This window comes from Ruegeria sp. YKSF070 (genome assembly GCF_059612725.1).
The window spans coordinates 35,428-60,769 of sequence record NZ_JBXWRD010000028.1 but is presented as its reverse complement, the minus strand read 5'-3'; the positions used below and the strand labels follow the sequence as shown (position 1 = coordinate 60,769).

The 25,342-nt window shown below is 64.0% G+C and carries 30 protein-coding genes; 15 read left to right on the top strand and 15 right to left on the bottom strand.

All coding sequences use genetic code 11. From position 1 onward, the window contains the following. Window positions 1-93: 93 nt before the first annotated feature. Genes AC2FL1_RS14590 through AC2FL1_RS14575 form a run of 4 tightly spaced genes read left to right on the top strand, consistent with a single transcriptional unit; the run spans window position 94 to window position 3,408 of the window. Window positions 94-564, top strand: coding sequence for a GNAT family N-acetyltransferase (locus AC2FL1_RS14590; RefSeq protein WP_496877425.1), 471 nt, complete (start codon window positions 94-96; stop codon window positions 562-564). Between the two features lie 47 nt (window positions 565-611). Continuing rightward, complete coding sequence (locus AC2FL1_RS14585; protein ID WP_234170299.1) at window positions 612-1,454, top strand: DMT family transporter; 843 nt, start codon at window positions 612-614, stop codon at window positions 1,452-1,454. A gap of 38 nt (window positions 1,455-1,492) precedes the next feature. Continuing rightward, window positions 1,493-2,266, top strand: a complete 774-nt coding sequence (locus AC2FL1_RS14580) for an alpha/beta fold hydrolase (RefSeq protein WP_496829313.1) — start codon at window positions 1,493-1,495, stop codon at window positions 2,264-2,266. Beyond that, on the top strand, window positions 2,263-3,408 hold the full coding sequence (locus tag AC2FL1_RS14575) for an alpha-D-ribose 1-methylphosphonate 5-triphosphate diphosphatase (RefSeq protein ID WP_496877424.1): 1,146 nt from the start codon (window positions 2,263-2,265) through the stop codon (window positions 3,406-3,408). The genes AC2FL1_RS14580 and AC2FL1_RS14575 overlap by 4 nt, the downstream gene beginning before the upstream one ends. 132 nt (window positions 3,409-3,540) lie before the next feature. Here the strand turns inward: AC2FL1_RS14575 and AC2FL1_RS14570 are convergent, their stop codons facing one another. From AC2FL1_RS14570 to AC2FL1_RS14560, 3 genes are all read right to left on the bottom strand, one after another. After that, window positions 3,541-4,614 (bottom strand): 5-(carboxyamino)imidazole ribonucleotide synthase, encoded by a 1,074-nt coding sequence (locus tag AC2FL1_RS14570; protein WP_496829317.1) that lies wholly within the window; start codon window positions 4,612-4,614, stop codon window positions 3,541-3,543. Further along, window positions 4,607-5,095, bottom strand: coding sequence for a 5-(carboxyamino)imidazole ribonucleotide mutase (gene purE, locus AC2FL1_RS14565; protein ID WP_234143158.1), 489 nt, complete (start codon window positions 5,093-5,095; stop codon window positions 4,607-4,609). Before purE ends, AC2FL1_RS14570 begins: the two co-directional genes overlap by 8 nt. Before the next feature lie 89 nt (window positions 5,096-5,184). Beyond that, window positions 5,185-5,409, bottom strand: coding sequence for a YdcH family protein (locus AC2FL1_RS14560; protein WP_234139327.1), 225 nt, complete (start codon window positions 5,407-5,409; stop codon window positions 5,185-5,187). 168 nt (window positions 5,410-5,577) lie between these two features. Here AC2FL1_RS14560 and AC2FL1_RS14555 point away from each other — a divergent pair, with 168 nt between their 5' ends. The 4 genes from AC2FL1_RS14555 to AC2FL1_RS14540 all read left to right on the top strand — a co-directional run bounded on the left by AC2FL1_RS14555 (window position 5,578) and on the right by AC2FL1_RS14540 (window position 8,058). After that, window positions 5,578-5,991, top strand: a complete 414-nt coding sequence (locus AC2FL1_RS14555) for an Hsp20 family protein (RefSeq protein ID WP_011046644.1) — start codon at window positions 5,578-5,580, stop codon at window positions 5,989-5,991. Window positions 5,992-5,994: 3 nt separating this feature from the next. Continuing rightward, window positions 5,995-6,219, top strand: a complete 225-nt coding sequence (locus AC2FL1_RS14550) for a DUF1150 family protein (RefSeq protein ID WP_011046645.1) — start codon at window positions 5,995-5,997, stop codon at window positions 6,217-6,219. A gap of 95 nt (window positions 6,220-6,314) precedes the next feature. After that, window positions 6,315-7,193, top strand: a complete 879-nt coding sequence (locus tag AC2FL1_RS14545; protein WP_496877423.1) for a PhzF family phenazine biosynthesis protein — start codon at window positions 6,315-6,317, stop codon at window positions 7,191-7,193. Between the two features lie 4 nt (window positions 7,194-7,197). Then, window positions 7,198-8,058: a hypothetical protein gene (locus AC2FL1_RS14540; RefSeq protein WP_496877422.1), complete on the top strand. Its 861-nt coding sequence runs from the start codon at window positions 7,198-7,200 to the stop codon at window positions 8,056-8,058. A 59-nt stretch (window positions 8,059-8,117) separates the two neighbouring features. Here AC2FL1_RS14540 and AC2FL1_RS14535 read toward each other — a convergent pair whose 3' ends face one another. From AC2FL1_RS14535 to trxB, 4 genes are all read right to left on the bottom strand, one after another. Beyond that, window positions 8,118-9,827 carry a bifunctional sulfate adenylyltransferase/adenylylsulfate kinase gene (locus AC2FL1_RS14535; protein WP_496877421.1) on the bottom strand — a complete coding sequence of 570 codons (1,710 nt, stop codon included), beginning with the start codon at window positions 9,825-9,827 and terminating at the stop codon, window positions 8,118-8,120. Window positions 9,828-10,024: 197 nt separating this feature from the next. Next, the gene (locus AC2FL1_RS14530) at window positions 10,025-11,716 is read right to left on the bottom strand and encodes an adenylate/guanylate cyclase domain-containing protein (protein WP_496877420.1); all 1,692 of its coding nucleotides are present in this window, start codon (window positions 11,714-11,716) and stop codon (window positions 10,025-10,027) included. A 59-nt stretch (window positions 11,717-11,775) separates the two neighbouring features. Further along, window positions 11,776-12,240 carry an RES family NAD+ phosphorylase gene (locus tag AC2FL1_RS14525; protein WP_496877419.1) on the bottom strand — a complete coding sequence of 155 codons (465 nt, stop codon included), beginning with the start codon at window positions 12,238-12,240 and terminating at the stop codon, window positions 11,776-11,778. A gap of 4 nt (window positions 12,241-12,244) precedes the next feature. After that, window positions 12,245-13,186: a thioredoxin-disulfide reductase gene (gene trxB / locus AC2FL1_RS14520; RefSeq protein WP_496877418.1), complete on the bottom strand. Its 942-nt coding sequence runs from the start codon at window positions 13,184-13,186 to the stop codon at window positions 12,245-12,247. Between the two features lie 216 nt (window positions 13,187-13,402). Here trxB and AC2FL1_RS14515 point away from each other — a divergent pair, with 216 nt between their 5' ends. Next, window positions 13,403-13,903: an Lrp/AsnC family transcriptional regulator gene (locus AC2FL1_RS14515; protein WP_234139334.1), complete on the top strand. Its 501-nt coding sequence runs from the start codon at window positions 13,403-13,405 to the stop codon at window positions 13,901-13,903. 98 nt (window positions 13,904-14,001) lie between these two features. On the opposite strand, the gene AC2FL1_RS14510 is transcribed toward AC2FL1_RS14515, so the two are convergent. The 5 genes from AC2FL1_RS14510 to lgt all read right to left on the bottom strand — a co-directional run bounded on the left by AC2FL1_RS14510 (window position 14,002) and on the right by lgt (window position 18,246). After that, the gene (locus AC2FL1_RS14510; RefSeq protein ID WP_496829564.1) at window positions 14,002-14,787 is read right to left on the bottom strand and encodes a Hint domain-containing protein; all 786 of its coding nucleotides are present in this window, start codon (window positions 14,785-14,787) and stop codon (window positions 14,002-14,004) included. A 343-nt stretch (window positions 14,788-15,130) separates the two neighbouring features. Further along, a complete protein-coding gene (locus AC2FL1_RS14505; RefSeq protein ID WP_234143166.1) occupies window positions 15,131-15,271 on the bottom strand; it encodes a hypothetical protein in 141 nt (46 codons plus the stop codon). Window positions 15,272-15,542: 271 nt separating this feature from the next. Continuing rightward, entirely contained in the window at window positions 15,543-16,298 is a 756-nt protein-coding gene (gene pgeF, locus AC2FL1_RS14500; RefSeq protein WP_496829566.1) for a peptidoglycan editing factor PgeF, read from the bottom strand. Next, on the bottom strand, window positions 16,295-17,362 hold the full coding sequence (locus tag AC2FL1_RS14495) for a class I SAM-dependent methyltransferase (RefSeq protein ID WP_496877417.1): 1,068 nt from the start codon (window positions 17,360-17,362) through the stop codon (window positions 16,295-16,297). Before AC2FL1_RS14495 ends, pgeF begins: the two co-directional genes overlap by 4 nt. Next, window positions 17,359-18,246, bottom strand: coding sequence for a prolipoprotein diacylglyceryl transferase (lgt, locus tag AC2FL1_RS14490; RefSeq protein WP_496877416.1), 888 nt, complete (start codon window positions 18,244-18,246; stop codon window positions 17,359-17,361). Before lgt ends, AC2FL1_RS14495 begins: the two co-directional genes overlap by 4 nt. Window positions 18,247-18,342: 96 nt before the next feature. Between lgt and AC2FL1_RS14485 the strand changes: the two genes are divergently transcribed. The 5 genes from AC2FL1_RS14485 to AC2FL1_RS14465 all read left to right on the top strand — a co-directional run bounded on the left by AC2FL1_RS14485 (window position 18,343) and on the right by AC2FL1_RS14465 (window position 21,552). Then, complete coding sequence (locus tag AC2FL1_RS14485) at window positions 18,343-18,591, top strand: accessory factor UbiK family protein (RefSeq protein WP_011046658.1); 249 nt, start codon at window positions 18,343-18,345, stop codon at window positions 18,589-18,591. A gap of 321 nt (window positions 18,592-18,912) precedes the next feature. Further along, entirely contained in the window at window positions 18,913-19,413 is a 501-nt protein-coding gene (locus tag AC2FL1_RS14480) for a type III secretion system chaperone family protein (RefSeq protein WP_496877415.1), read from the top strand. Between the two features lie 39 nt (window positions 19,414-19,452). Next, window positions 19,453-20,268 carry a pyrroline-5-carboxylate reductase gene (gene proC, locus AC2FL1_RS14475; RefSeq protein ID WP_496877414.1) on the top strand — a complete coding sequence of 272 codons (816 nt, stop codon included), beginning with the start codon at window positions 19,453-19,455 and terminating at the stop codon, window positions 20,266-20,268. Next, window positions 20,261-20,599: a tRNA-binding protein gene (locus AC2FL1_RS14470; RefSeq protein ID WP_496877413.1), complete on the top strand. Its 339-nt coding sequence runs from the start codon at window positions 20,261-20,263 to the stop codon at window positions 20,597-20,599. The genes proC and AC2FL1_RS14470 overlap by 8 nt, the downstream gene beginning before the upstream one ends. Before the next feature lie 23 nt (window positions 20,600-20,622). Continuing rightward, on the top strand, window positions 20,623-21,552 hold the full coding sequence (locus tag AC2FL1_RS14465) for a 2-hydroxyacid dehydrogenase (RefSeq protein ID WP_496877426.1): 930 nt from the start codon (window positions 20,623-20,625) through the stop codon (window positions 21,550-21,552). Between the two features lie 127 nt (window positions 21,553-21,679). On the opposite strand, the gene AC2FL1_RS14460 is transcribed toward AC2FL1_RS14465, so the two are convergent. Further along, a complete protein-coding gene (locus tag AC2FL1_RS14460) occupies window positions 21,680-22,276 on the bottom strand; it encodes a thymidine kinase (RefSeq protein WP_496829578.1) in 597 nt (198 codons plus the stop codon). Window positions 22,277-22,646: 370 nt separating this feature from the next. On the opposite strand from AC2FL1_RS14460, the gene AC2FL1_RS14455 reads away from it, so the two are divergent. After that, a complete protein-coding gene (locus AC2FL1_RS14455; protein WP_496829580.1) occupies window positions 22,647-23,111 on the top strand; it encodes a hypothetical protein in 465 nt (154 codons plus the stop codon). Between the two features lie 179 nt (window positions 23,112-23,290). Here AC2FL1_RS14455 and AC2FL1_RS14450 read toward each other — a convergent pair whose 3' ends face one another. Together AC2FL1_RS14450 and AC2FL1_RS14445 are read right to left on the bottom strand one after the other, a co-directional pair. Beyond that, window positions 23,291-23,920 carry an MSMEG_1061 family FMN-dependent PPOX-type flavoprotein gene (locus tag AC2FL1_RS14450; protein ID WP_496877412.1) on the bottom strand — a complete coding sequence of 210 codons (630 nt, stop codon included), beginning with the start codon at window positions 23,918-23,920 and terminating at the stop codon, window positions 23,291-23,293. Window positions 23,921-24,086: 166 nt separating this feature from the next. Then, the gene (locus AC2FL1_RS14445; protein WP_496877411.1) at window positions 24,087-25,214 is read right to left on the bottom strand and encodes a beta-ketoacyl-ACP synthase III; all 1,128 of its coding nucleotides are present in this window, start codon (window positions 25,212-25,214) and stop codon (window positions 24,087-24,089) included. Between the last annotated feature and the right edge of the window lie 128 nt (window positions 25,215-25,342).

Sequence of the window (25,342 nt, the reverse complement as noted above, 5' to 3'; positions counted from 1 at the left end):
GTGACCGTGACCTTGCGGGCCATGCGGTGTATGCCGAACCCGCCGATCGGGGCGAACTGAACCGCCCTCAGTCTAGCGAAAGTTGAGCTTTGCATGAGACCATTTCCGCCCGCCGTATTCCCCGATCTGGTCGATGCCTTGCTGCGTTCGGCCTTCGATACCGGGGCCGAGGCGGATTTGGTGCGCGAATTGCGCGCCGACCGGGACATCGCCACCGAGATCACCTTTCAGGAATTTGGCGAGTTGCTGGGCTATGCCGCTCTGTCGTGGATGCGCGCACCCGACGGCTGGCTGTGTTTGGCCCCGCTGGCGGTTGCGCCCAAGGCGCAGCGGCGTGGGATCGGCTCGAAAGTGTTGCAACTGACCCTGAAATGGGCGGCAGAGCGCGACCTGACCATCGTGGTGCTGGGCGATCCCGCCTATTACGAGCCGCGCGGTTTTTCGCGTGCCCGCGCCTCGGCGTTGCGCGCGCCCTATCCGAACGACCACCTTATGCTGGCCGGGCCGGGCAGCAATGTGCCCGAGGCGCGGCTGGTCTATCCGCTCGCGTTGGAGCCGCGCTGACGCGTATGTGTCTGTTGTATCGGCGCGTGATCCGGTAATCCGGGTGTATGCGACTGTTCCTGCTTACCGCCCTGACCATGACCGCCTTTGCCGCCAATTCGGTCCTGAACCGTCTGGCGGTGGCCGGCGGCTGGGCCGATCCGGGCGGCTTTGCCATCGTTCGGGTGCTGGCCGGAGCGATGATGCTTGCCCTGCTCGTTCTCGCGCAGCGCCAGCGGCTGCCCCTCTGGCACCGGCGCCGGTTGCTGGGGGCCGGTTCGCTGACCCTCTATATGGTCGGTTTTTCACTGGCCTATCTGACGCTGGATGCCGGGTTGGGTGCACTCATCCTGTTCGGTGTCGTGCAGATCGCCATGTTCGGCTGGAGCGCCGCCACGGGTGCGCCGCCGACGCATCGGCAGTTGGCTGGCGCGATGATTGCCTTTGCCGGGCTGGTCTGGGTGCTCTGGCCGGCGGGCACCTTTCGCGTCGATGCGGGCGGGGCCGGTCTCATGGCGCTCGCCGGGATCGGCTGGGCCGCCTATACGCTGGCGGGGCGGGGCGAAGCGGATGCGCTGGCCGCGACGGGGGCCAATTTCGTGATGGCCCTGCCGTTGACCGCCGGTGCGATCCTGCCGCTAGCGGGGCTGCCTGCCATGACCTGGCAGGGCGTGTTGCTGGCGCTGGTCTCCGGGGCTGTAACCTCGGGTCTCGGCTATGCGCTCTGGTATCGGTTGGTGCCCGCCCTCGGGCCGGTCCGCGCCGCGACGGTACAGCTGAGCGCGCCTGTCATCGCGGTGCTGGGGGGCGTGCTGCTGCTGGGCGAGACGGCCCCGCTGCGCCTGCTTCTTGGTGGCGCAGTCCTGTTGGGCGGGATCGCGCTGTCGATCCGCCGCGCACCGGCTGCTTGAGCCTTTCGTTGCGCTGCAATTCGCAGTATGCCGCGCCCATGCGGTGCCTGCCTGTTCTCTTCCTCTGTCTGTTGCCCAGTGCCCTCTGGGCCGACTGTGTCGTGCTGCTGCACGGGTTGGCGCGGACCGAGGCGTCGCTGACGGTGATGGACCAGGTGTTCGAGGCGCGCGGTCTGCGGGTGGTGCGTCCCGGCTATCCCTCGACCGACATGCCCATCCCGGAACTGGCGCGCGAGACCCTGCCGCCAGCGATATCCGCTTGTGGCCACGAGACGGTGCATCTGGTTGCCCATTCCATGGGAGGCATCCTGATCCGCTACTGGCTGCTCAGCAACCGGCCCGCCCATCTGGGCCGGGTGGTGTTGTTGGCGCCGCCAAACCAGGGCAGCGAACTGGTCGACGAACTGGGCGCCTGGGAGGTGTTCGGCCGCCTGAATGGTCCGGCGGGCCTGGCGCTGGGTACCGGTCCGGACAGTGTCCCGCGCAGCTTGCCACCGGTGGATTACCCGGTTGGCGTGATCGCGGGCGATCAGTCGCTCAACCCGATCTTCTCGTCGATCATCCCTGGCCCCGATGACGGCAAGGTCTCGGTTGCCTCGACGCGGGTGGCGGGCATGACCGACCATCTGGTGTTGCCGGTCACCCATACCTTCATGATGAACAACCCGCGTGTCATCGCACAGACCCTGCATTTCATCGAGAATGGGCATTTCGATGCCGACCTGACCTGGCTCGACGCCGTTTTCGAAACGATAGATCGCGTCTGCCTGCGCAGCGAGTGTTGGGAAGCACCGGGAGAGAGAGATCGATGACCGTTGAGTTGACCCTGACCGGCGCCGAGGTGCTTTTGCCTGATGGCCCCGCGTGCTGCGACCTGTTCCTGTCGGGTGGGCAGGTGGTTGACGCCCCCGCCGGGCAACGCGTCGATCTGAGTGGCTACCTGGTCTTGCCCGGCATTGTCGATCTGCATGGCGACGGGTTCGAGAGGCACATGGCGCCGCGCCGGGGCGCGATGAAGGAAATGACCGAAGGCGTTGTGGCCGCCGAGGCGGAACTGGCCGCCAACGGGATCACCACCGCTGTACTGGCTCAATTCTGGAGCTGGGAGGGCGGTCTGCGCGGCCCGGATTTCGCCGCTGGCGTGTTTCAGGCGATCCGACAGGTCCGGGACGGGTTGGTTACGGATCTGATCCCGCAATTGCGTTTCGAAACCCATCTGCTCGAAGACTACGCGGCACTGCCTGAGCGGTTGGCCGAATGGCAGATCCCCTATGTCGTGTTCAATGATCACCTGCCGCACGACCGGCTGGCCGAGGGGCGCAAACCGCCACGGCTGGCGGGGCAGGCGCTGAAGGCGGGCCGCAGCCCCGAGGCACATCTGGAACTGCTGAAGGCGCTGCATGCAAATGGCCCGCAGGTGCCGAAAGCTCTGGATGAACTCTGCGCCGACCTGCACCGGCGGGGGGTCCACATGGGCAGTCATGACGACCACAGCGCCGCCGATTGCGCCACTTGGCAGCGACGCGGGCTGACGATCTCGGAGTTTCCCGAGACGCTCGAGGCCGCTGAGGCCGTACGCGGGGGCGGCGGCCATATCATCCTCGGCTCACCCAACGTTGTGCGTGGCGGCTCGCACAAGGGCAATGTCAGCGCGCTCGACCTGATTGCCATGGGACTGTGTGACGCGCTCGCCTCGGACTACCACTATCCCAGCCCGCGCCGCGCGGCGCTGATGCTGGTCCGTACGGGGCTTCTCGACCTCGCCGCCGCCTGGGCGCTGGTCAGCAGCAGCCCGGCCCGGGTGCTGGGGTTGACCGACCGGGGGGAACTGGCACCCGGCAAACGTGCCGATCTGGTGATCCTCGACGCGCAGAGCCAAAGGGTCGCCGCGACGTTTGCCGCGGGCCGGGTCAGCTACATGTCCGGGGATGTGGCCACACGTTTCCTGTCCTGAACTCATTCACTTTGCAGGCAAATACTCCCGCCGGAGGCATCGCGCGCAGCGCGATACGGGCTGCGCCCCGTCTCAGGCCCAACGGGCCGTCGGCGGGGCGCGCGAAATCCGTGCCGGATTTCGCCGCCTGCCTCAACCGCCACGCCGTATCCGGTTGACATGTCCCATCTTGCGACCGGGTTTGGCCTCGGCCTTGCCGTAGAGATGCAGCGCCAGATCGCGTTCGGTGGCCAGCTCGGGCACCCGATCCATATCGGCGCCGATCAGGTTCTCCATGACAACATCCGCGTGCCGCTGCCCGTCGCCCAGCGGCCAGCCTGCCACCGCTCGTATATGCTGCTCGAACTGGTCCACGGCGCAGCCGTTCTGCGTCCAGTGCCCGGAATTGTGCACACGGGGCGCGATCTCGTTCACGATCAGCCCGGCAGGGGTCACGAACAACTCAACCCCCATCACGCCCACATAGTCGAGCGCGTTCAGGATCCGAGCCGCCAGCAACACCGCGTCGGTACGCTGCGCCGCGCTCAGCCGCGCGGGCACGGAGGTGGTGTGCAGGATTCCGTCGCGATGCACGTTCTCGCCGGGGTCGAAACAGGCGACCTGTCCGTCGAGCCCGCGCGCGGCGATGACCGAGACTTCGTGGGTGAACTGCACAAACCCTTCCAGGATCGCGGGCGCGCCCGCCATGTCCGCCAGCGCCGCCGCGGCATACTCGGGCGCTTTCAGCCGCGCTTGTCCCTTGCCGTCATAGCCAAAGCGGCGGGTCTTGAGGATCGCGGGCGTGCCGATCTCACCAATCGCGGCCTCGAGGCTCGCCAGATCGGTGACATCGGCAAAGGGCGCCGTCATCAGGCCCAGATCGCGCAGAAAGCTCTTCTCGGTCAGCCGGTCCTGACTGACCCGCAGCGCCTCTCGCCCGGGGCGGATCGGGCGGTGGGCCTCAAGGATATCGAGCGCCTCGGTCGGGATGTTCTCGAACTCATAGGTGATCACGTCGACCGAGGCGGCGAACTCTGCCAGTGCTTCGGCGTCGTCATAGCCTGCGGTGGTGACCCGATCAGCCACCTGACCGGCGGGCGGGTTGGCGCCGGGTTCATAGATATGGGTGACAAAACCCAGCCGCGCGGCCGCAACCGACAGCATCCGGCCTAGTTGGCCACCGCCCAGGATACCGATCCGGGCCCCCGGTTTCAGCGCCTCACTCATCGACCGGCTCCTCGGGGATCGAGGCCGATAGCGCCGTGCGCCAGGCGTCCAGCCGCTCGGCCAAGCCCGCATCCTGCAAGGCAAGGATACCGGCGGCCATCAGCCCCGCATTGGCAGCCCCCGCCGCGCCGATCGCCATGGTCGCAACCGGATAGCCCTTGGGCATCTGCACGATGGAATAAAGCGAATCGACCCCCGACAGGGCGCGGGTCTGCACGGGCACACCGATCACCGGCACCCGCGTCTTGGAGGCCATCATGCCCGGCAGGTGCGCGGCCCCGCCGGCCCCGGCGATGATCACCTGCAAGCCGCGCCCCACGGCGGCACGGCCATAGTCCCACAGCCGGTCCGGGGTGCGATGCGCCGAGACGATCCGCGCCTCGTAGGCCACGCCCAGCTCATCCAGAATTTCCGCCGCACCCTTCATGGTCGGCCAGTCCGACTGGCTGCCCATGATGATCCCTACCTTGACCCCGGCCATGTGCCCCGCCCTCTGTGGAAAGAGCGCGCACTATAGCCAAAACCGGCCAACTGGCAATGAGGTATGGCGGCGTGCCGGGACAGGCCGGATCAGGCGATGATATCGGGGGTCAGGCGGTCCTCGATCATCGCGATGATGTCCTTGAGGCGCAGTTTCTGCTTCTTCAGTCGTTTCACCGTCAACTGATCGGCGGTGCCCTTTTCCTCCAGCGCGGCGATGGCCTCGTCCAGGTCGCGGTGCTGGCGCCGGAATACTTCCAGTTCGACCCGCAGAACCTCATCCGTTTTCATCGACATATCACTGGGTGCGTTCATTCGGGCGACTCGCAGGTCTGTTTCCAAGGTGCTGCAAAGAATACGCTTTTACTCTGATTTCGGCCAGACCTTGTGGTGTGTCCGATTTCTTCCCATATTCTGTGTCAAGCGGTTGCCGGTTTCGGGGCCGCGCGTGAACGTCGCTTTGACCACAAGGACGAGAGAAACGTGTCGAAACTTACTCTGGGCTCTTACCCACATATGCTGGGCTTCGAGCAGTTGGAACGGCTGCTGGAGCGTTCGGCGAAGTCCGGGAACGAGGGCTATCCTCCTTACAATATCGAGCAGACCTCCGAGACCTCGTATCGGATCACCTTGGCGGTGGCCGGTTTCGCCGAGGCGGATCTGTCGATCACGGTCGAGGATCGTCAGCTGGTGATCCGTGGCCGTCAGAGCGACGACAGCGAGGGGCGGGTGTTCCTGCACCGTGGCATCGCCGCGCGTCAGTTCCAGCGCATGTTCGTGCTGGCCGAAGGGGTCGAGGTGGGCGAGGCCGTGATGGAAAACGGTCTGTTGCATGTCGATCTCAGCCGTGCGGTGCCGCAATCGGTGGTGCAGACGATCAATATCAGGAAAGGGTAAGCGATGCATACTCCGTTCGATTTCAAGGATGACGGCGACCGGATCGTCTATGTCAAGACGGTCGATGTCGCCGATCTGCCCGACGAGGTCCGCCAACAGGCGGGCGGGCGTGATCACCTTTATGCGGTGCACAATGCCGCCGGAGAGCAGTTGGCGCTTGTGGCCGACCGGCGGATGGCCTTCGTGCTGGCACGCCAGAACGATCTGTCGCCCGTCGCGGTGCATTGATCCGCGCCCGCAACGAGGCCAGATTTCCCGCGTGACATTTGCGGCGGAACCGCCGAAATATGCGGTTCTGCGGGCAGATGGCGAAAGGTACGCGGATGAACTGGTACGATTTTGACTGGGTGGACGCGTTCACCGACCGCCCCTTTGGCGGCAATGGTTGCGCCGTGGTGCATGGTGGCGCGGGTCTGACGGTTGAGACCTGCATGGCCTTTGTGCGGGAAACCTCGCTGGTCGAATGCACCTTTACCGGTCCCTCGGATGTGGCCGATCTGAAGGTGCGCTATTTCCTCGCCAGTCGCGAGATCCCCTTTGCCGGGCATCCCACCATCGCAACCGTCGCCGCGCTCGGCGCGCGCGGTTTCATCGACAAGACCGATCTGGTGCTGGAAACCGGCGCCGGGCTGGTGCCGATCCGCATCTCGGGGGACGAGATCGAGATGACCCAGGTGGCGCCCCAATTCGGCGCGCTGGTGCCTGCCGAGCAGGTGGCAAGGGTCATCGGCCTGCCACCTGAGGCGATCGTGTCGCCGCCGCAGATGGTATCGACCGGGCTGCCCTTTTGCATCACCGTACTGCGCGACCGCGCCGCGCTCGAGGCCGCGCGGCTGGATGTGGCGGCGCTGACCCGGATGGCGGCGGGGCTTGGCTATGACGGATCGGACATGCTGGAGCCGTTTCTGGTCACGCTCGAGGGCGCGACCGAGGTGGGCGATACCTTTGCCCGGCTGCTGTTGGCGCCGCCCAGCCCGCCCGAGGATCCGTTCACGGGATCGGCGACAGGGGCCATGGCCGCATATCTGTGGCATCATGGGTTGATGCCGAAAGAGACGTTCATCGCAGAGCAGGGGCATGGCATGGGCCGCCCCGGTCAGGCGCGCGTCACGCGTCTGGGACCACCCGAGGCGATGACGGGGATCAAGGTCGCCGGGCAGGGCTATGTCCTGATGCGCGGCCAGGCCCACCTGCCGGGATAAGCGCATGTCCGATCCCTCCATTGCCGTTCTGCCCTATGGCATGAAACTTGGGCCGTCCCTGTCCGGCACACCGCTCGACCGGTTGAACTGGCCGCTGGGATGCCCCGAACGCCTGGCAGGGAAAACCGTGGGCGATCTGGGGCCAGGGGATCACCTGCTGGTCTATCCCCGCACCGGAACCCATTTCCGGCTGAACCGGGGGACGCGCGCGCGTATCTCGCTGATCATGGCGGAACCTGCGGTGATCCATGCCAAGCATTACGCGCTCTTGCGCCTCACCTGGCGGCGCTTTCACCGGGTCCTGACCTTTAACCAAGAGGCGGTGGACCGGTTGCCCAATGCGCGGCTGTTGCTCTTTGGGTCGACTTGGGTGCCCGAGTGGCGCGACCTGACACCCGAGAAGGTGGCGCAATGCTCGCTCATCGCCTCGGCCAAGCGGGACAGTACGGGCCACAAGCTGCGCCATGCGGTGGTGGATTGGGTGCGCGCCAGCGGTCAGGACGTAGCAGTGCTGGGGCGGGGCTATCAGCCCTTTGATAGCAAGGCCGACGGGCTGGCGCCCTATCGCTATTCCGTGGTGATCGAAAATGTGCAGGAGCGGAACTATTTCTCGGAGAAACTGCTGGATGCGGTGCTCTGTGAGACGGTGCCGATCTATTGGGGCTGTCCCAATATCGCTGATTTCGTCGACACCCGCGCGATGATCCTGTGTCAGGGCGAAGAGGATATTCGCCGCGCGGTCATGGCGATGAGTGCCGAGGACTACGCCGCCCGGCTGCTCGACCTGCGCGCGCTCAAGGACCAGCTTGCCCCCTATGCCGCGCATGAGACGCGGGCGGCGCAGATGATCCTGGACGACCTCTAGACAAGAATGACAAAGGCCCGGGAGCGATCCCGGGCCTTCTTGCGTTCTGGGATAGGCGTTCAGCCCGCGATCAGCCCCATGTTTTCCAGCTTCAGCAGCACCTGATGGGCGCAGTTGTCGACCTCGACATTTTCGGTCTCGACGCGCAGTTCAGGGTTCTCGGGCACGTCATAGGGGTCCGAGATGCCGGTGAATTCCTTGATCTTGCCCTCGCGGGCCAGCTTGTACAGGCCCTTGCGGTCGCGGCGCTCGCATTCCTCGATCGTGGTGGCTACATGCACCTCGACAAAGGCGCCAAACTGTTCGATGTCCTCGCGCACCGCCCGGCGGGTGGTGGCATAGGGCGCGATCGGTGCGCAGATCGCGATACCGCCATTCTTGGTGATCTCGCTGGCAACATAGCCGATTCGGCGGATGTTGAGGTCACGGTGCTCTTTCGAAAAGCCCAGTTCGGAACTGAGATTCTTGCGCACGATGTCGCCGTCCAGCAGGGTGACCGGGCGGCCGCCCATCTCCATCAGCTTGACCATCAGCGCGTTGGCGATGGTCGACTTGCCCGAGCCCGAGAAGCCGGTGAAGAACACGGTAAAGCCTTGTTTCGAACGCGGCGGCGAGGTGCGGCGCAGTTCCTTTACCACTTCGGGGAAGGAGAACCATTCGGGGATCTCCAGCCCTTCGCGCAGGCGGCGACGCAGTTCGGTACCCGAGATGTCCAGCACCGTGTCGCCCTCGGGGACTTCGGAGACGGGATAGTACTGGGCCTTCTCCTGCACATAGACCATGTGCTTGAAGTCCACCATTTCCAGGCCGATCTCGTCCTGATGCTTCTTGAACAGTTCCTGCGCGTCATAGGGGCCATAGAAGTCCTGGCCCTGGCTGTTCTTGCCGGGGCCAGCATGGTCGCGGCCAACGATGAAATGGGTGCAGCCGTGGTTCTTGCGGATCAGCCCGTGCCAGACCGCCTCGCGCGGGCCAGCCATACGCATGGCCAGGTTCAGCAGGCTCATCGAGGTGGTGGCGGCGGGGTATTTGTCCAGCACCGCCTCGTAGCAGCGCACGCGGGTGAAGTGATCGACGTCGCCCGGTTTGGTCATGCCGACAACCGGATGGATCAGCAGGTTGGCCTGGGCCTCGCGCGCGGCACGAAAGGTCAGTTCCTGATGCGCCCGGTGCAGCGGGTTGCGGGTCTGAAAGGCCACGATGCGGCGCCAGCCCACCTTGCGGAAATAGGCGCGCAGCTCGTTGGGGGTGTCGCGGCGGGCGCGGAAATCGTAATGCACCGGCTGTTGGATGCCGGTCACCGGGCCACCCAGATAGACCTTGCCCGCAACGTTGTGCAGGTAGTTGACCGCAGGGTGCGCCTGATCGTCGGCGCCAAAGACCATCTCGGCCTCGCGCGCCTTGTTGGGCATCCATTTGTCGGTCACGGTCATGGTACCGAGGATCACGCCCTCCTGGTCGCGCAGCGCGATGTCCTGGCCCAGTTCGATCCCGTCGGCGAACTCTTCCTTGACGTCCAGCGTGATGGGCATGGGCCAGAGGGTGCCGTCGGCCAGCCGCATGTTCTCGACGACATTGTCATAGTCGGCCTCGCCCAGAAATCCCTTGAGGGGCGAGAAGCCGCCGTTCATCAAGAGTTCGAGGTCGCAGATCTGGCGGGGCGTCAGGTCGTGGCTTTTCAGCTCGGCCGCCTCCATCTTCAGTTTCTGCGCCGAGTCGTAGGAGACATAGAGTTCCGGGATCGGAGCGAGGTTGCTCAGCATGGTCATGTCGATACTCTTGATCTGTAAGGTCACTGTGTTGAGGGGTCTGTGCTGGCGGTGCAATAGACCTGTGGGCCGCAGATTGTCTAGGACTGCGGCGCAACAAAGGACGAATTGTGCCATTCCGTGACAAATCAAAAGGTTTTTGCCGGATTTGACCAAAAAAGGTGAAACTTTTTCGGCTCATTCCCCGGTTTGCCGGGCTAATCGGAACGCTGTTCGTCACTGGGCTGCCCCAATGACAGCGTTGCGGCAGCGGTAACGGCCAGGGCGCTCACCGGTTGCGGCACCCCGCGCAAGGTGAATTCACTGAGCTCCAGCCCGTCTGTTTCGACCCCGGCCGCCTCCAGAACCGCATGGGAAATCAGCAGTTCAACTCCCAGCGCCTTGGTCTCCGCCTCTAGCCGGCTGGCGGCGTTCACGGTGTCGCCGATGATGGTGCGGGGGGCATGGCCCGCGGCACCGATCTCGCCCAGCACAAGATTACCCAGATGCAGCCCCATCCCGATCCGCACGGGCGGCGTACCCTCTGCGGCAAGGGTCCGGTTGAACACCTGAAGTGCGGCGCCGATACTGCGCGCGGCCTCGATCCCGGCACGGGCCGAGGTCTGGGCGTCGCGGGCCTCGAACACCGCCAGGAAGCCATCGCCCAGATACTTGTCCACCGTGCCGCCCGCGCCGACGACCGAGGGGACGATCGCATCGAAGAAGCGGTTGAGCAGGAACACCACGTCATAGGGCAACTGTCCGGTGGTGCGGGCGGTAAATCCGCGCATGTCGAGAAACAGCACCGCCAGTTGCCGTTCCTGTCCCTGGCTGGCATGGGCGCGGCTGCGGCCGCCTTCGGGGCGGAACACACGAAAGACGGTGGCCGGATCGGTCGGTCGTATCTGGCAGGCCAGCCGGGTATTGGGCGGCGCCCCGACAGCCCGCAACGAGCGCAGCTCTACCTCAGAGGGCGGGTGCAGCAGATCGGCCCCCTCCTCGATCACCACCCGGCAGGTGGTGCAGCGCCCCTTGCCGCCGCAAAGCGCGGTGTGGGGCACCCCGTGGCTGCGCGACATCTGAAGCAGGGTCAGGCCCCGCTCGGACACGATCTCGGGTCCGTCCACATAGCGGATGCGCACCGCGTTGCGCCGACGCATCAGCTTGCGCACAAGATGGATTGTCGCCGCCAGTGCCAGCAACCCCCAGAACAAGGCCAGCCCCCAGTCCTTGACCGCAAAGAGCTCGATAAAGGTCTCGGTATCGGGCCAGTTGAATGCCTCCATGTAACCGGGCCGTTGCGCATCGTCCGTGAAGATAGCGAACATCCGCCGACCCTCGGTCAGCAGCCCGGCCAGCGCGAAGGCGGGCACCAGAACCGCCAGCCCGATCATCCAGGGCACCCAGGCGCGCCACCAGCTGGTCAGTCGCAACCAGAAATGCAGACCGATGCAGCCGTGAATCCAGACCACCAGCAACAGCCCGCTTTGTTGCCAGATCGAGATATTGGGCCACATCAGGATGATGAGATAGCTCATCTCGTCATTGACGCCGTGAACCTCGTGGGCATAGCGGGTGTGGACCAGATGCGCGATCAGTTGCAGCGGGATCAGCAGGCCCAGCCCTAGCTGAATCACCTCGGCCGGCCGCATGCGCAAGGAGCGCCGCCGCGCCAGACCCGTCAGTGCCAGCCCGGCATGGATCAGCAGCGCGCCATAGAGCAGGATCGAGCCCGGCAGGCTGCGGGTGATGATCTGGCGGGCATCCTGAAACGCCGCCATCCAGACGGGGCTGATCAGGCCCAACCCGATATTGACGAAGTGAAAGAAGGCATAGGCGAACAGGATCAGCCCGGTTGCGATCCTGAGACGTGTCGCCAGACTGCCCCGCCAGAGTGCGCTTGTGCCCATGCCGCCCGTCTCTTGTGGTCCCGAACCCGAGTGTGTGGGGCCGGGGCCGGGCGGTCAAGTCAGCTGGTGGTGAGTTCGGGGCCAGGCCAGGGCAGGGGCGGCGCGCCTTCTGCCCTGACCGGGCCGTGGCCGAACAGCACGATATGGCTCAGCTCGGGACGCGAGCGCGAGGAATAGAGCAGGCCCTGCGCCCCTTCGGCACGGGCCGTGTCGGAATAGGCCCAACTGGGTGCGGGGGCGCCGGAGGCGCGGATATCCTGCCAGACCACCGAAACCTCGGGGCGGTCGCGCAGATCGGCCAGCCGGGCATCAGTCACCAAAAGCGGCACGATCGCACGGGGTGGGTCCTGTGGCCCCACATAGCGCCGGATCGCCACGCCTGCGCCCTCGGGCGTCAGCGAGGCATAAAGCGCCTTTTGGCCGGAATGATGAAACCGCCCTTCGGGCGCACGGGCCGGGGCGGTGGGCGCCCCGGCCTGATCGGCGAACAGTCTTCTCCAGACAGTGCCGGAGAAGACGATCAACGGATCACTCCTGCTCCGCCAAGAACCGTTCGGCATCAAGCGCGGCCATGCAGCCCATGCCGGCGCTGGTCACCGCCTGGCGGTATTTGTGGTCGGTCAGGTCACCGGCGGCAAAGATGCCGGGGATCGAGGTTTCGGTGGTGCCGGGTTTCACGCTGACATAGCCGCCATTGTGAAGTTCCAGCACATCCTTGACCAATTCGTTGGCGGGCGCGTGGCCGATGGCCACGAACACGCCCTTGCAGGGGATGTCGGTGATCTCGCCCGTCTTGACGTTGCGCGCCTTGACCCCTTCGACGCCCAGCGGGCTGTCGGTGCCATAGACCTCTTCCAATTGATGGAACCAGAGCGGCACGATCTTTTCGTTCTTGAACAGGCGATCCTGCAGGATCTTCTCGGCGCGCAGCTCGTCGCGGCGGTGGATCAGCGTCACCTTGGAGGCGAAATTGGTCAGAAACAGGGCCTCTTCGACCGCCGTATTGCCGCCGCCGATCACCACGATTTCCTGCCCGCGATAAAAGAACCCGTCGCAGGTGGCGCAGGCAGAGACGCCAAAGCCCTTGAATTTCTCCTCGCTCTCCATCCCCAGCCATTTGGCGCGTGCACCGGTCGCCAGAATCACCGCCTCGGCGGTATAGGTGGTGCCGCTGTCGCCCTTGGCGACAAAGGGGCGGGCCGAGGTATCGAGCGAGGTAATGATATCGCCGATGATCTCGCAGCCCATCGCCTTGGCGTGGGCCTCCATCCGCACCATCAGGTCGGGGCCCTGCACCTCGGTATCGCCGGGCCAGTTCTCGACTTCGGTGGTGGTGGTCAGCTGGCCGCCCGGTTCGATCCCCTGAACCAGGATCGGCTCCAGCATGGCGCGGCTGGCATAGACACCGGCGGTATAGCCCGCGGGCCCCGAGCCGATGATCAGAACCTTGGTGTGACGTGTCTCGGCCATGATATCCCCAATGCAGTTGGCTGGCGGCGCACCGCCCGTCGAAGAGGGGATATAGCCGTCCGGCGCGGTCTCTTAAACCCCTTTGCACATTCGCGTGTGTCGATCGGCCGGGGGCCGTGATCCGGCAAGGCACGGGAAGAAAATTGCGCATATGCGAAAGATTATTGCGCAGCCGACCGGGGCTGTTATAAGAACCGCAAAAAACGGGAGTTGTTCATGGTCGCGCACCGGCTGGACGAGATTGACCGCAAGATTCTGGCGGAGCTTCAGGCGGATGGCCGCATGACGAATGTCGAGCTGGCCAAGCGGGTCGGAATCTCGGCACCACCCTGTCTCAGGCGGGTCCGGGCGCTTGAGGATGCGGGGCTGATCCGGGGCTATCACGCCGAGGTCAATGCCCGCGAACTGGGGTTCGAGGTGCAGGTCTTTGCCATGGTGGGGCTGGAAAGTCAGGCCGAGGTAGAGCTGAGCGCGTTTGAGGCGCGCTGCCGCGAGTGGCCGCTTGTGCGTGAATGCCACATGCTGAACGGCGAGGTCGATTTCATGCTGAAATGCGTGGCCCCCGATCTGAGCAGTTTTCAGAGCTTTCTGACCGGTCAGCTGCTGACCACGCCGAACGTGGCCAGCGTCAAGACCTCGCTGGTCATTCGCGGGGCGAAGGACGAGCCGGGCGTTCCCTTCGACGTGCTCGAAGAGCGGTTGAGCCGGACAGCCTGATCCCATCGGGGGGGTGGTTCAGCCCGGACATCGGCGGCAAAAAAATTGTCGCCACGCAGCACAAACTCCAGAAAATCAATAAGCCCATTGTCCTTTCCTCAGGCTGGGATCGCGTCGATTTCACCTTCACCCGCGCGCGGAAATGCCTGCGGGCCGAAATCGGTCAATTGGTCAATGTGGTGGAACAGGTTCAAATAGAGAGACCGGATCGCCTGGCTAAGCACGCGCACGGCCTGAACGCCGGGATGATAGGTTTCGAACTGCAACCCGTCGACATTGATGACCGCATGGCGTCGCAGGCAGATGTGAAACACCTCGACCGGGGTCGGGGGGGCGGTTTCGATGATCCCCATGCCATCGACGAAATGCTGGGCCGGGGTCAGCATGGGTTGATCACCCGCCAATGCCCGCAGGTGGCCCGGTGTCGCCAGCAGACGGGCCGACGGGCCGGCGATGACGCCGGACATCGGGCGCTGCATGCCAAACGCATCGGCCATGATCCGGGTCAGCCGATAGTCACGACCGGTGGCCGAAACGCGGCCAGGCACGATCACGGTCGAGCCTTTCCAGACCACTTCCTGGGCCGATCCGTCCTGAGTGATGACCCGGTCACCGGGCAACAGGTCTTCGATCGCCATCGGGCCGCAATCGGTGTCGATGAGAGAACCGCGCGAAAAGGCGCAAAAGGCATCCTCGAACAGCGGCAGCGCCGGGGCGATATGGCGCGTCTGCACGACATTGCCGTTTTCAAGAAGGGTACTGACCTCGTAGCGGCGCATCTGTGGGCGCGGCTGCGGGCCGCGCAATGCAGCCGGATCCTGTAATAGCGGGCTGGTATGGACAGCATTTCGCGCCGCCCGGGCGAGCGAATGGGGGATAGACATGGCGATATCGGCCCTTTCCTACTTCGGGTCGCATCTGCGTCGGCCCCCACCGACGACGTCAGACGGACAAGATGTCCTTATCTGAATCGGTAGAAACATGCTGCGAAACGGTTCAAATTGTCAAAAAAAGCGACAGGAAAACCTGGTTTCCGTGACTAATGCAGCGTTCCCCTCAGAACTGTTTCCAAATGGGCGCTCAAACGCCCATACTCATTACTTTGCCCCCAAGTCCCGCCCCGCGATCAGGCGGGGCGGGCTCTTGTGCCGGGTCCGTCAGGGGCAGCATCCGGACCCGGGTCCCCGGAGAGGCAGCAAGAGGCCCTCCGCGACTAATCAAAAACCTTCAGGCCGATTTCACCTTGATATGTGGGGCATTGCGGCGGGCGATCATCGCCGTGCGGCGCGCACCACGCGCCCAGGGCATTTGAACTTCGGTCTTCGCGGCGGTTGCGATCACCGATTTGACAAAGCGGGTCTGGGTCATGGTTCATCTCCTGCCTGGGTGCCGACTTGACGGCGTCACGTTCCTGTTACTGTTTTAATTGCCAGCTGTTTGGGGCAGGTCTGCGGCGGTTCCTTGGAAAATGAGCGACATTCCGACATTGCTTAACCAGCGGTAAATTGCGCCGGGAAATCGCGTAAGCGGCTCACAAATATCGGGAAAAAATCGGGCAAGTTTCGGGTGCAACCAGAGGCTGCGCAGGGTGCGGCCAGAATGTGGCAGAACCGGCCCGTCGTTCGGCTCGTGATCGGTCTCAAAGCCGGATGACAGAGATCAGCCGCCCGTAATCGGCTTCGCCCGCGTGGGTCGCTCGCCGATAGGAATAGAAACGATCTGGATCTGAATAGGTGCAATGACGGGTCCATTCCGCGTGGCCGCAGCCCGCCGCGCGCAACCTGTGCAGCCCGTAGGCGGGCAGGTCGAACAGCATCCGGTCGTCGGCGCCATTGGCGAAGAACCGACTGTTGCCCGGGTCTTCGGCCAGGAAATCTTCCACAAACTCCGGGCCGACTTCATAGGCGCGCTGCGAGATCGACGGGCCAATGACGGCGATGGTTCCGGCGCGGGTGGCCCCCAGCGCCTCCATCGCGTCGAGCGTTGCCTCAAGCACCCCATCGCGGGCGCCGCGCCACCCGGCATGGGCGGCGCCGATCACCCCGGCGTCGGGATCGGCAAACAGCACCGGCTGGCAATCGGCGGTCAGGACCGACAGCGCCAGACCGGGCGTCGCAGTCACGATCGCATCGGCACGGGGCTTGGCCTCCAGCGGCCCGCTGATGGTCACAACGTTAGGGGAATGCACCTGGTGCACACCAATCAGGGCGTCGCTTTCGACCTCCATCGCCTGAGCCACGCGTGTGCGGTTCAATGCGACGATTTCGGTCTGGTCGCTCGATCCGTTGCCGCAGTTCAGCCCGGCGAACACGCCTGAGGACGCGCCGCCCCTGCGGGTAAAGAACCCGTGGCGGACAAAGGACAGATTGTCGGCGGTCAGGATTTCCAGCGTCATGATTCCAATCCGGGTGGCGGGGTGGCGTCGGCGGGATAGAGGCCCAGCACCTTGAACAGGTTTCCCATTTCCTCGGGATGCGTCAACCGGCGATGTGCGGCAATCAACTGATCCAGTATAAACTCGTCCGCTTGCTGCGCCAGCGCCTGCGCTCTTTGAGCGATGCCCAGACGTTCCAGAAACATGCCCTGAGTGCTCAGGCGGCTATGGGCACATCCGGTGGCGCGGGCAGCCACCGCCAGCTGTTCAAAATCCACATGGGCGGTCAGATCGGCCTGACCGGGATCCGCCAGCGGATCGGCAGAGGCATGGCCGCGCAATGCTTGAACGGTATCGCCCAGCGAACGCCAGTCGCCGTAATCCACGATCAGCGCGGCGCCGCCATGGGTGGCGATGCGGCTGGCCAGTTCGCTGAGAATGGGGGCGGCGCCGGGGCAAAGTTCGACCATGTCACCCTCGCGGGTATCCTCCAGCCGATGCGTCAGCGCCGGCTGCGGCGCTTCGGCGCCCAGCCCCCAACACAGGGCGCCATTGCGCGCGCCAACCAGACGCTCGCGCCAGCCCGCGCCCGCGCGCAGGAACTGGCGAATGGGGAGCGCATCGAAAAATTCGTTGGCGATCAGAAACAGCGGCTGTGCGGGCAGGGCGTCGACCGTGTCGCACCAATGCGGGTCGTACCCGGCCAGCGATTTCGCCTGCGCCGCGCGCAGCACCGGTGAGGCCTCGACCAGCCGGACCTGTGCCGCGGCATGGAAACCGGGCAGTGCGCGGGTCGCGCGCAGCGCATCGGCCATAAGCGTGCCGCGCCCGGGCCCAAGCTCGGCCAGGGTAAAGGGTGCGGGCCGCCCCTGATCGATCCAGGCCTGGGCCAGCGCCAGCCCGATCAGCTCGCCAAACATCTGGCTGATCTCGGGGGCGGTGGTGAAATCGCCCGCCGCGCCCAGCGGGTCGCGGGTGGTGTAATATCCGTATTCGGGATGCAACAGGCACTCGGCCATGTAATCAGCCAGGCTGAGCGGACCCTGAAGGGCGATCCGTTCCAGCAGCAGGCCGGTCAGGCTCATGCCGGTACCGCGCGGGCGCGAAGTGCGAACCACAGCCCCAGTGCGATCATCGGCAGCGACAGCAGCTGGCCCATGGTCAGCCCGTAGTCACCCAACTGCCAGGCCAGGCCCAGCGGGTTGCCGGGGGTGACGAATTGCGCGTCGGGCTGCCGAAAGAACTCGACCACGAAGCGCGACAGACCATAGCCTGCCAGAAACACACCGGTGATCAGGCCCGGCCGTTTCAGCGCCCCGCGCCGCCAGACCAGCCACAACAGCAGCGCGCCCAGCAGCAGCCCTTCGAGCGCAGCCTCGTAAAGCTGCGAAGGGTGACGGGCGCAGAGATCTACGATGCCCGGACAGTCTTGCGCCGCCTGACCCGGAAAGACCACCGCCCAAGGCAGGTCCGAGGGACGTCCCCACAGCTCGGCATTGATGAAGTTTGCCAGCCGCCCCAGCAGCAGGCCCGGCGGCACCGTATGGGTGATCAGGTCGGCCAGGCTCAGTTTCGGGATGTTGTGGCGCAGCGAATAGAGCCATGCCGCGATCACCACGCCCAGAAGGCCGCCATGAAAGGCCATGCCGCCTTGCCAGACCATCAGTATCTCGGCCGGATTGGCCAGGTAATAGGCGGGTTGATAGAACAGGACAAAACCCAGCCGCCCCCCCAGGATGACGCCAAGAATGATCCAGGTCAGCAGATCCTCGATCTGTGCGGGCGCCATCGGCGGGGTGTTTGTGGGCCAGAGCGTCGCGCGCCGGGTCGCCAACACCGCCAGCCGCCAGGCGATGATGATCCCGGCGATATAGGCAAGTGCATACCAGCGCAGCGCGAGCTCCATCCCGAACAGCGAGATCGAGAACAATTCGGGTGAAAGGTCGGGAAAATTCAGTACTGCCTGCATATGCGCCTCAATGCCCGGGGCCTGCGGCAGAAGTCAACCTTGAGCCTTGCCCCTTTGTTGCCCATATAGGGGGCAACTTCGACACGGAGAAGACAGATGCAGACCCGCAACAAGATACTGGACGACATTTCCCAGCTGATGACCAACGCGATGGGCGTGGCCCAGGGCGCGCGGGACGAGGCCGAGACCGCGATGAAATCGCTGATCGACCGCTGGCTGGCCGACCGCGACTTTGTCACGCGCGAGGAATTCGACGCCGTCCGCGCCATGGCGCAGAAAGCGCGCGAAGAGAACGAGGCGCTGGCCGCGCGGATCGCGGCGCTTGAGGCGCGTCTGAAGGACTGAAGCCCCGTTCCGGGAAAAACAATGCCGCCAGGGTGGGGTCCACCCTGGCGGCATTGCGTATTCTGAGCAGGGCCGACCGGATCGCAAGCGGAACCTGTCAGGGGCTGCCAATATTTTGCGCTGCGTGCTGCGTTTCCCACAACTTGTCGGAGCTGTCCCCAAATAATGTGGGTTTATCCCCAAATTTCCGGTTGCCAGATTGGTCGTTAGCCTCCACCATATCTAGTATGGACGCAGGGAAATCACCCGGTCTGTAGAAAAGGCGACTAGCGCTGGGGGCGCTGACAGCCCCTTGCAGCTAGACATCAGTGAGGTGGCAGCATGGCCCTTTCCGAGCAGTTCCTGGAAGACGACATCCATCCTATCGACATTGTCGAACATCTGGCCGAACACCATGATTGGGATTTCGACCGGATTGGCGATGACCAGATCGCCATGGCGGTCGAAGGACAGTGGCGGACCTATTCGCTGACGCTGGCCTGGTCGGGCTATGACGAGACGCTGCGCCTGATCTGTACCTTCGAGATGGAGCCGCCATCGGAGAAGCTGCCGCAGCTTTACGAGTTGATCAATTCGATGAACGATCAGTGCTGGGCCGGGACATTCACCTATTGGGCGGCGCAGAACCTGATGGTCTATCGCTATGGCCTCGTGCTGGCGGGCGGTCAGGTGGCGAGTGCCGAGCAGATCGACACGATGATCGGCGCCGCCGTGTTGAGCGCCGAGCGCTATTACCCGGCGATTCAGCTGATGGTCTGGGGCAACCGCAGCCCCGCCGACGCGATGCAGGTCGCCATTGCAGAGGCTTATGGCCGGGCTTAAACCTGTGCCCCGAACCGGATGACAGGAGAGGGGCATATCGTGGACATGTCTGATATCGCGCGCCGCGGGCTGGTTTTGCTGGGCTGTGGCAAGATGGGATCGGCGATGCTCGCCGGCTGGCTCGACGGCGGGCTGCCCGCAGGCTCGGTCTGGGTGATCGACCCCTATCCGTCGGATTGGGTCAAGGCGCAGGGCGTGCATGTGAACGCCGAGCTGCCCGGTGATCCGGCCATTGTCCTGATCGCGGTCAAACCGCAGATGATGGGCGATGCGCTGCCACGGATGCAGGCTTTGGGCAATGGCACGACCCTCTTTGTCTCGGTCGCTGCCGGAACCTCGATCGCCACCTACGAAGATATCCTCGGGTGCGACACGCCCATCGTGCGCGCCATGCCCAACACGCCCGCCGCCATCGGGCGCGGCATCACCGCGCTGATCGGCAACGCCCGCGCCTCTGCCGCCGATCTCGACCTGGCCGAGGCGCTGCTCAAGGCGGTGGGCCAGACCGTGCGGCTGGAGCGCGAGGAGCAGATGGATGCGGTCACGGGCGTCAGCGGCTCGGGCCCGGCCTATGTGTTCCACCTGATCGAAACGCTGGCCGCCGCTGGCACCGCCCAGGGCCTGCCCGCCGATCTGGCGATGCAACTGGCCAAGGCCACCGTCGCAGGCGCGGGCGCCCTGGCCGAGGCGGCAGCCGAGGACCCCGCCCAGCTGCGCGTCAACGTGACCTCGCCCAATGGCACCACCCAGGCGGCGCTTGAGGTGCTGATGGAACCCGAGACCGGCTTTCCCGGCCTGCTCAACCGCGCCGTTGCCGCTGCAACCAACCGATCCAGGGAGCTGTCGCGTGGTTGAGATTTCCTTTGACGACTTCCTCAAGGTCGAGATCCGCGTGGGCGAGGTGATCCGCGCCGAACCCTTCCCCGAGGCCCGCAAGCCCGCCATCAAGATGTGGATCGACTTTGGCCCCGAAATCGGCGAGCGCAAAACCTCGGCCCAGATCACCGCGCATTACGACCCGGCGACACTGGTAGGCAAACAGGTGATGGCGGTGGTGAACTTCCCCCCGCGCCAGATCGGCAAGTTCATGTCCGAGGTTCTGGTGCTGGGCCTGCCTGACGATAACGGCGAGATCGTGTTGATTGGCCCCGATGGCAAGGTGCCGCTGGGCGGGAGGATGCATTGACCCGCCTGCTTGTTGCCCGGCCCATGACGGCAGCGGTCGAGACGCGCGCGCGTGCCGAGTTCGACACCGAGATCCGGGACAGTACCGCACCGATGACCGAGGGGGAGATGCTGCGCGCCCTGCGCGAGTTCGACGTGGTGATGCCCACTCTGGGCGACATGTTCAGCGCAAGCGTCTTTGCCCAGGTACCCGAACCTCGATGCAGACTGCTTGCCAATTTCGGCGTGGGCTACAATCACATCGACGTGGCGGCGGCGCGGGGCGCAGGGGTGGCGGTGACCAACACCCCCGGCGCGGTGACTGATGCCACGGCGGATATCGCGATGACGCTGCTGCTGACGACCGCGCGCCGCGCGGGCGAGGGCGAGCGGCTGGTCCGCTCGGGGCGCTGGGAGGGTTGGCACCCGACCCAGATGCTGGGCCATCACGTGACCGGCAAACATGTGGGTATCGTCGGTCTGGGCCGAATCGGCCAGGCCATCGCCCGGCGCTGCCATTTCGGGTTCGGCATGCAGGTGTCCTATGTGGCGCGCAGCGACAAGAACGTGGATTTCCCGGCAACGCGGTTGGACAGCCTCGCGGCGCTGGCCGGGGCGGTCGATTTCCTGGTGGTGGCGGTGCCCGGCGGGGCCGAGACACGGCACCTGATCGACGCCGATGTGCTGGCCGCGATGAAGACCTCGGGCATTCTGGTCAACATCGCCCGGGGCGAGGTGGTGAACGAGGCGGCGCTGATTGCCGCGCTCTCGATGGGCCAGATTGCGGGGGCAGGGCTCGACGTCTACGAGTTCGAGCCGCAGGTGCCCGAGGCGCTGTGCGCGATGGAGCAGGTGACGCTATTGCCGCATCTGGGCACCGCCACGGAAGAGGTGCGCAGCAGCATGGGGCATATGGCGCTGGACAATGTGGCAGCCTTTGCCGCTGGGCGCGATCTGCCCAACCCAGTGGGCTGAAATTTCGAGGAACGGGTCCGTCCCGCCCGCCGTTGATACGTCCTCGCGGACGGGCCGCCTCTGGTTGGGCCCGGCAGCGCGGCCTGCGGCCGCGCTGCGGTTGCGACAGACGCGCCCCCTGTCCTGATCAAAGGGTGGTGTGGCCGGAGTCTCCGGTTGCCTCGCGCCAATGCTTTCGGCAGAGCGAGATATAGGTCTCGTTGCCGCCGATCTGCACTTGCGCGCCTTCGGTGATCGCCCGGCCCGAAGCGTCCTGGCGGATCACCATTGTCGCCTTGCGGCCGCATTTGCAGATCGTGCGCACCTCGCGCATCTCGTCGGCCAGCGCCAGCAGCGCGGCTGAGCCCGGAAACAACTTGCCCTGGAAATCGACCCGTAAACCATAGGCCAGCACCGGCACGTCCAGATCGTCCACCGCACGCGCCAGTTGCCACACTTGTTCGGGGCTGAGGAATTGCGCCTCGTCGACAAAGACGCAGGCCACCGGTCCATCGGCAAGCCTGTCGCGGATCATTGCGAACACATCGTCCCGGGGGGTAAAGACATCGGCCTCTGCCGCGATACCGATCCGGCTGGCGATCCGCCCGGCGCCTGCGCGCCCGTCGATGGCAGCGGTCAGCAGATAGGTCTGCATGCCCCGTTCGCGGTAGTTGTGCGACGCCTGCAACAGCACGGTCGACTTGCCGGCATTCATGGTGGAGTAGTTGAAATAGAGCTTGGCCATGAGGCCGGTCTAATCACTTGGCGATGGCGCGGCAAGCAGGCCCGAGCGGTCATTTACGTCGTTGCGGGACTTTGGTTGCACCGCCCCCGGTCCGATCTGTCCGAGGCGAACCTCTGGGGATGGACGTGGATCGTTCCGGTTGCGGTGCCCCTTGCCACGGTTGTGGCAGCGTGGTCGGAGATCGCGAATAATACTCTCCGAAACCTGGTAAAACCGGCAGACCTATTACCGGCAACTCGTTCAAATCCCTGAAAACCTGAGGGATAGCCAAGGTATGACATTTGACTTAGAACGGATTCATGGGAAAAACTCGATCCGTTTCCCCGACAAAAACAATGGGGCGGAAAAAGCGGTTCAGGAAAGGGTGAATATGGCCGACATTGGGGCATATCTGAAAAAACATACCGAGGCTTTGGTCAAGGATGTGGGCATCGAGGCGGCCTGCGCGCTGACTGGAAAGTCCAAGGCGACTTTAGGCCGGTATTATTCGGATAATGCTGAGCATGCCGACCGGTTCATCCCGGTGGATGCGGTCGCGCGGCTTGAGGGCGCGTCCAGCTATCCGCATGTCACCTCTGCGCTGGCGGAACTCAAGAACATCACGCTCAGCTATGACGGGCGCAACAGCGACAGCGAGACGCGCAGCGGTGGCGTCAATGCCGACGTGATCGCGCTGAGCCAGAGATTTGCGATGCTGATGACCGAATACCAGACCGCGATCGAGGATGGGATCATCACCGTAAACGAGGCCAAACGGCTGTTGAAGGAAACGGTGCAGTTGCAGCAGGTGCTGATCGACATGAAACTGCATCTGGAAGAGGAAAGCACTAACTGAGACCGGATGCATTCAGGCGCGCAGTACAGAGCATGATGGCGCGCTGGCCGCGTCATCGGTTGGCCCGGTCCCGCGGTCAATGCCTTGATTGTCTATGATCCATTGTTTCTAGGCCAGAGTTGAAGAGAGCGACAGGGCCTGCCTCGAGGCCAAGCAGGGTCAAGCGATCGAAAAATTGTTCAATAAAGCCGAGTGTTTTCGTCGTTCGTATGAATGGCCTGAACGTCTTCGACCGTTTGTTCCCTATCGATAGTTCCGACCACCCATTCCGCAAGCGTGGGCGCGGTTCCGCGTGCTGGCCAATGATCTGGATGCCAAAGGCGCGAGCGGATAAATGACTTGGAACAATGCATGAAGACTTCTTCCACATCCACGACCATGGCAAGCGTCGGGGGTTTGTCATTGACGGATAGGCGGTCGCTGATCTTCTGATCTTTCACGATACGGGCTTTGCCGGCCACACGCAGAGTGTCGCCATGTCCTGGCACGACAAAGATGAGACCAACATTCGGGTCGGTCAAAACATTCGCAAACCCATCTACGCGATGGTTGCCAAGCCGGTCGGGAATAATCAGCGTTTTTTCGTCGAACACTTCTACGAAACCCGCCGGATCCCCCTTTGGAGAGACGTCGATCAATCCCTGGGAAGCTTTGGTCGCGACGACCACAAAAGGCGATAAAGCTATAAATCTCTTTGCGACGGGATTAATATGGTCGGTCACCTTCAGAGCTGAGTTGGAGCCTTTGAACTCGGGAAGAAGCTCGCGAAGTCGTTTGATATCGGTAATTTCTTCGTCGACCTGCAACATCGTCCATTCCTTGAGTTGTATGGATCAAACCATAGAACAGGGTATTGAACCACACAACCGAGGCGCACGCTTTCGGTTGCCAGGCTATACAAGTCGCACAACCACGGTCGGTCGGCGCCGAGGTCCCGTAATTTTTGCAGCTAGCCGCCCAGATAGCGGGCTCAATTCAGGACATATGGCGCCGTAGGATGACCGAGCCCACGGAGTACCCCGCGCCGAAGGAGCAGATCAGGCCCAGATCGCCTTCGGCCAGATCGTCGGAGTTCTGTGAAAAGGCGATGATCGACCCGGCGGATGAGGTGTTGGCATAGTCCTGCAGGATGTTGGGCTGTTCGCCCGGCTCCGGCTCGCGGCCCAGCACCTTTTTGCCGATGAAATCGTTCATCGTCTTGTTGGCCTGATGCAGCCACAGCCGTTTCAGATCGGTATTGGCCACGCCCTCGGCGGCCATGTGATCGGCGATATGCTGGCTGACCATCGGCAGCACTTCCTTGAACACCTTGCGGCCGTTCTGCATGAACTGCATGTCGCGGCGGTCTTTCATCCCGTCCGGGCGCGAGCGGCGCAGGAACCCGTTGTTGTTGCGGATGTTGTTGGAAAACTGGGTGGCGCAGCGGGTCGAGAGGATCTCGAAATGCGGGCCCTTGGCGTCCTCGATGCGTTCGATCAGGGTGGCGGTGGCCACATCGCCAAAGATAAAGTGGCAATCGCGGTCGCGCCATTCCAGGTGGGCCGAGCAGATCTCGGGGTTGACCACCAGCGCCGAGCGGATCGAGCCCGAGCGGATCATGTCGGCGGCGGCCTGAATGCCGAAAGTGGCCGAGGAACAGGCCACGTTCATGTCGAAGGCGAACCCTTCGATCCCCAGCGCCTGCTGGATCTCGATCGCGACCGCCGGATAGGCGCGTTCCAGGTTCGAGGCGGCGCAGATCACCGCGTCGACATCGGCAGCCGTCTTGCCCGCCTGCGCCAGCGCCTTTTTCGCCGCATCCACTGCCATTTCGGTCATGATGCCCGGCTCGTCATCGTCGCGCTGACGCAGCAGGGGATGCATCACCGCCGGATCCAGAACGCCGGTCTTGTCCATCACATAGCGGTTCTCGATGCCGCTGGCCTTGACGATGAACTCTTCCGATGAATGCTGCATCGGTTCCATCTCGCCGGCGGCGATGGCTGGGGCATTCTCGGCATTCATCCGGTCGGCATAGGCGTTGAAGGCCGTGACCAGTTCGGCATTGGTGATGACGTTTGGCGGCGTAAAGACTCCGGTGCCGGTGATGGCGGGTCTGAACATGGCGGATTCCTTGAAATCTGGGATTTGCTCAAAATGCAGGCGATAGCGCGACCGATCAAGAGTGGATGACCCGAGGGAAAGCGGACAATCGAGTGAAATCAACCTTCACATCTTGAATGGTTCATATT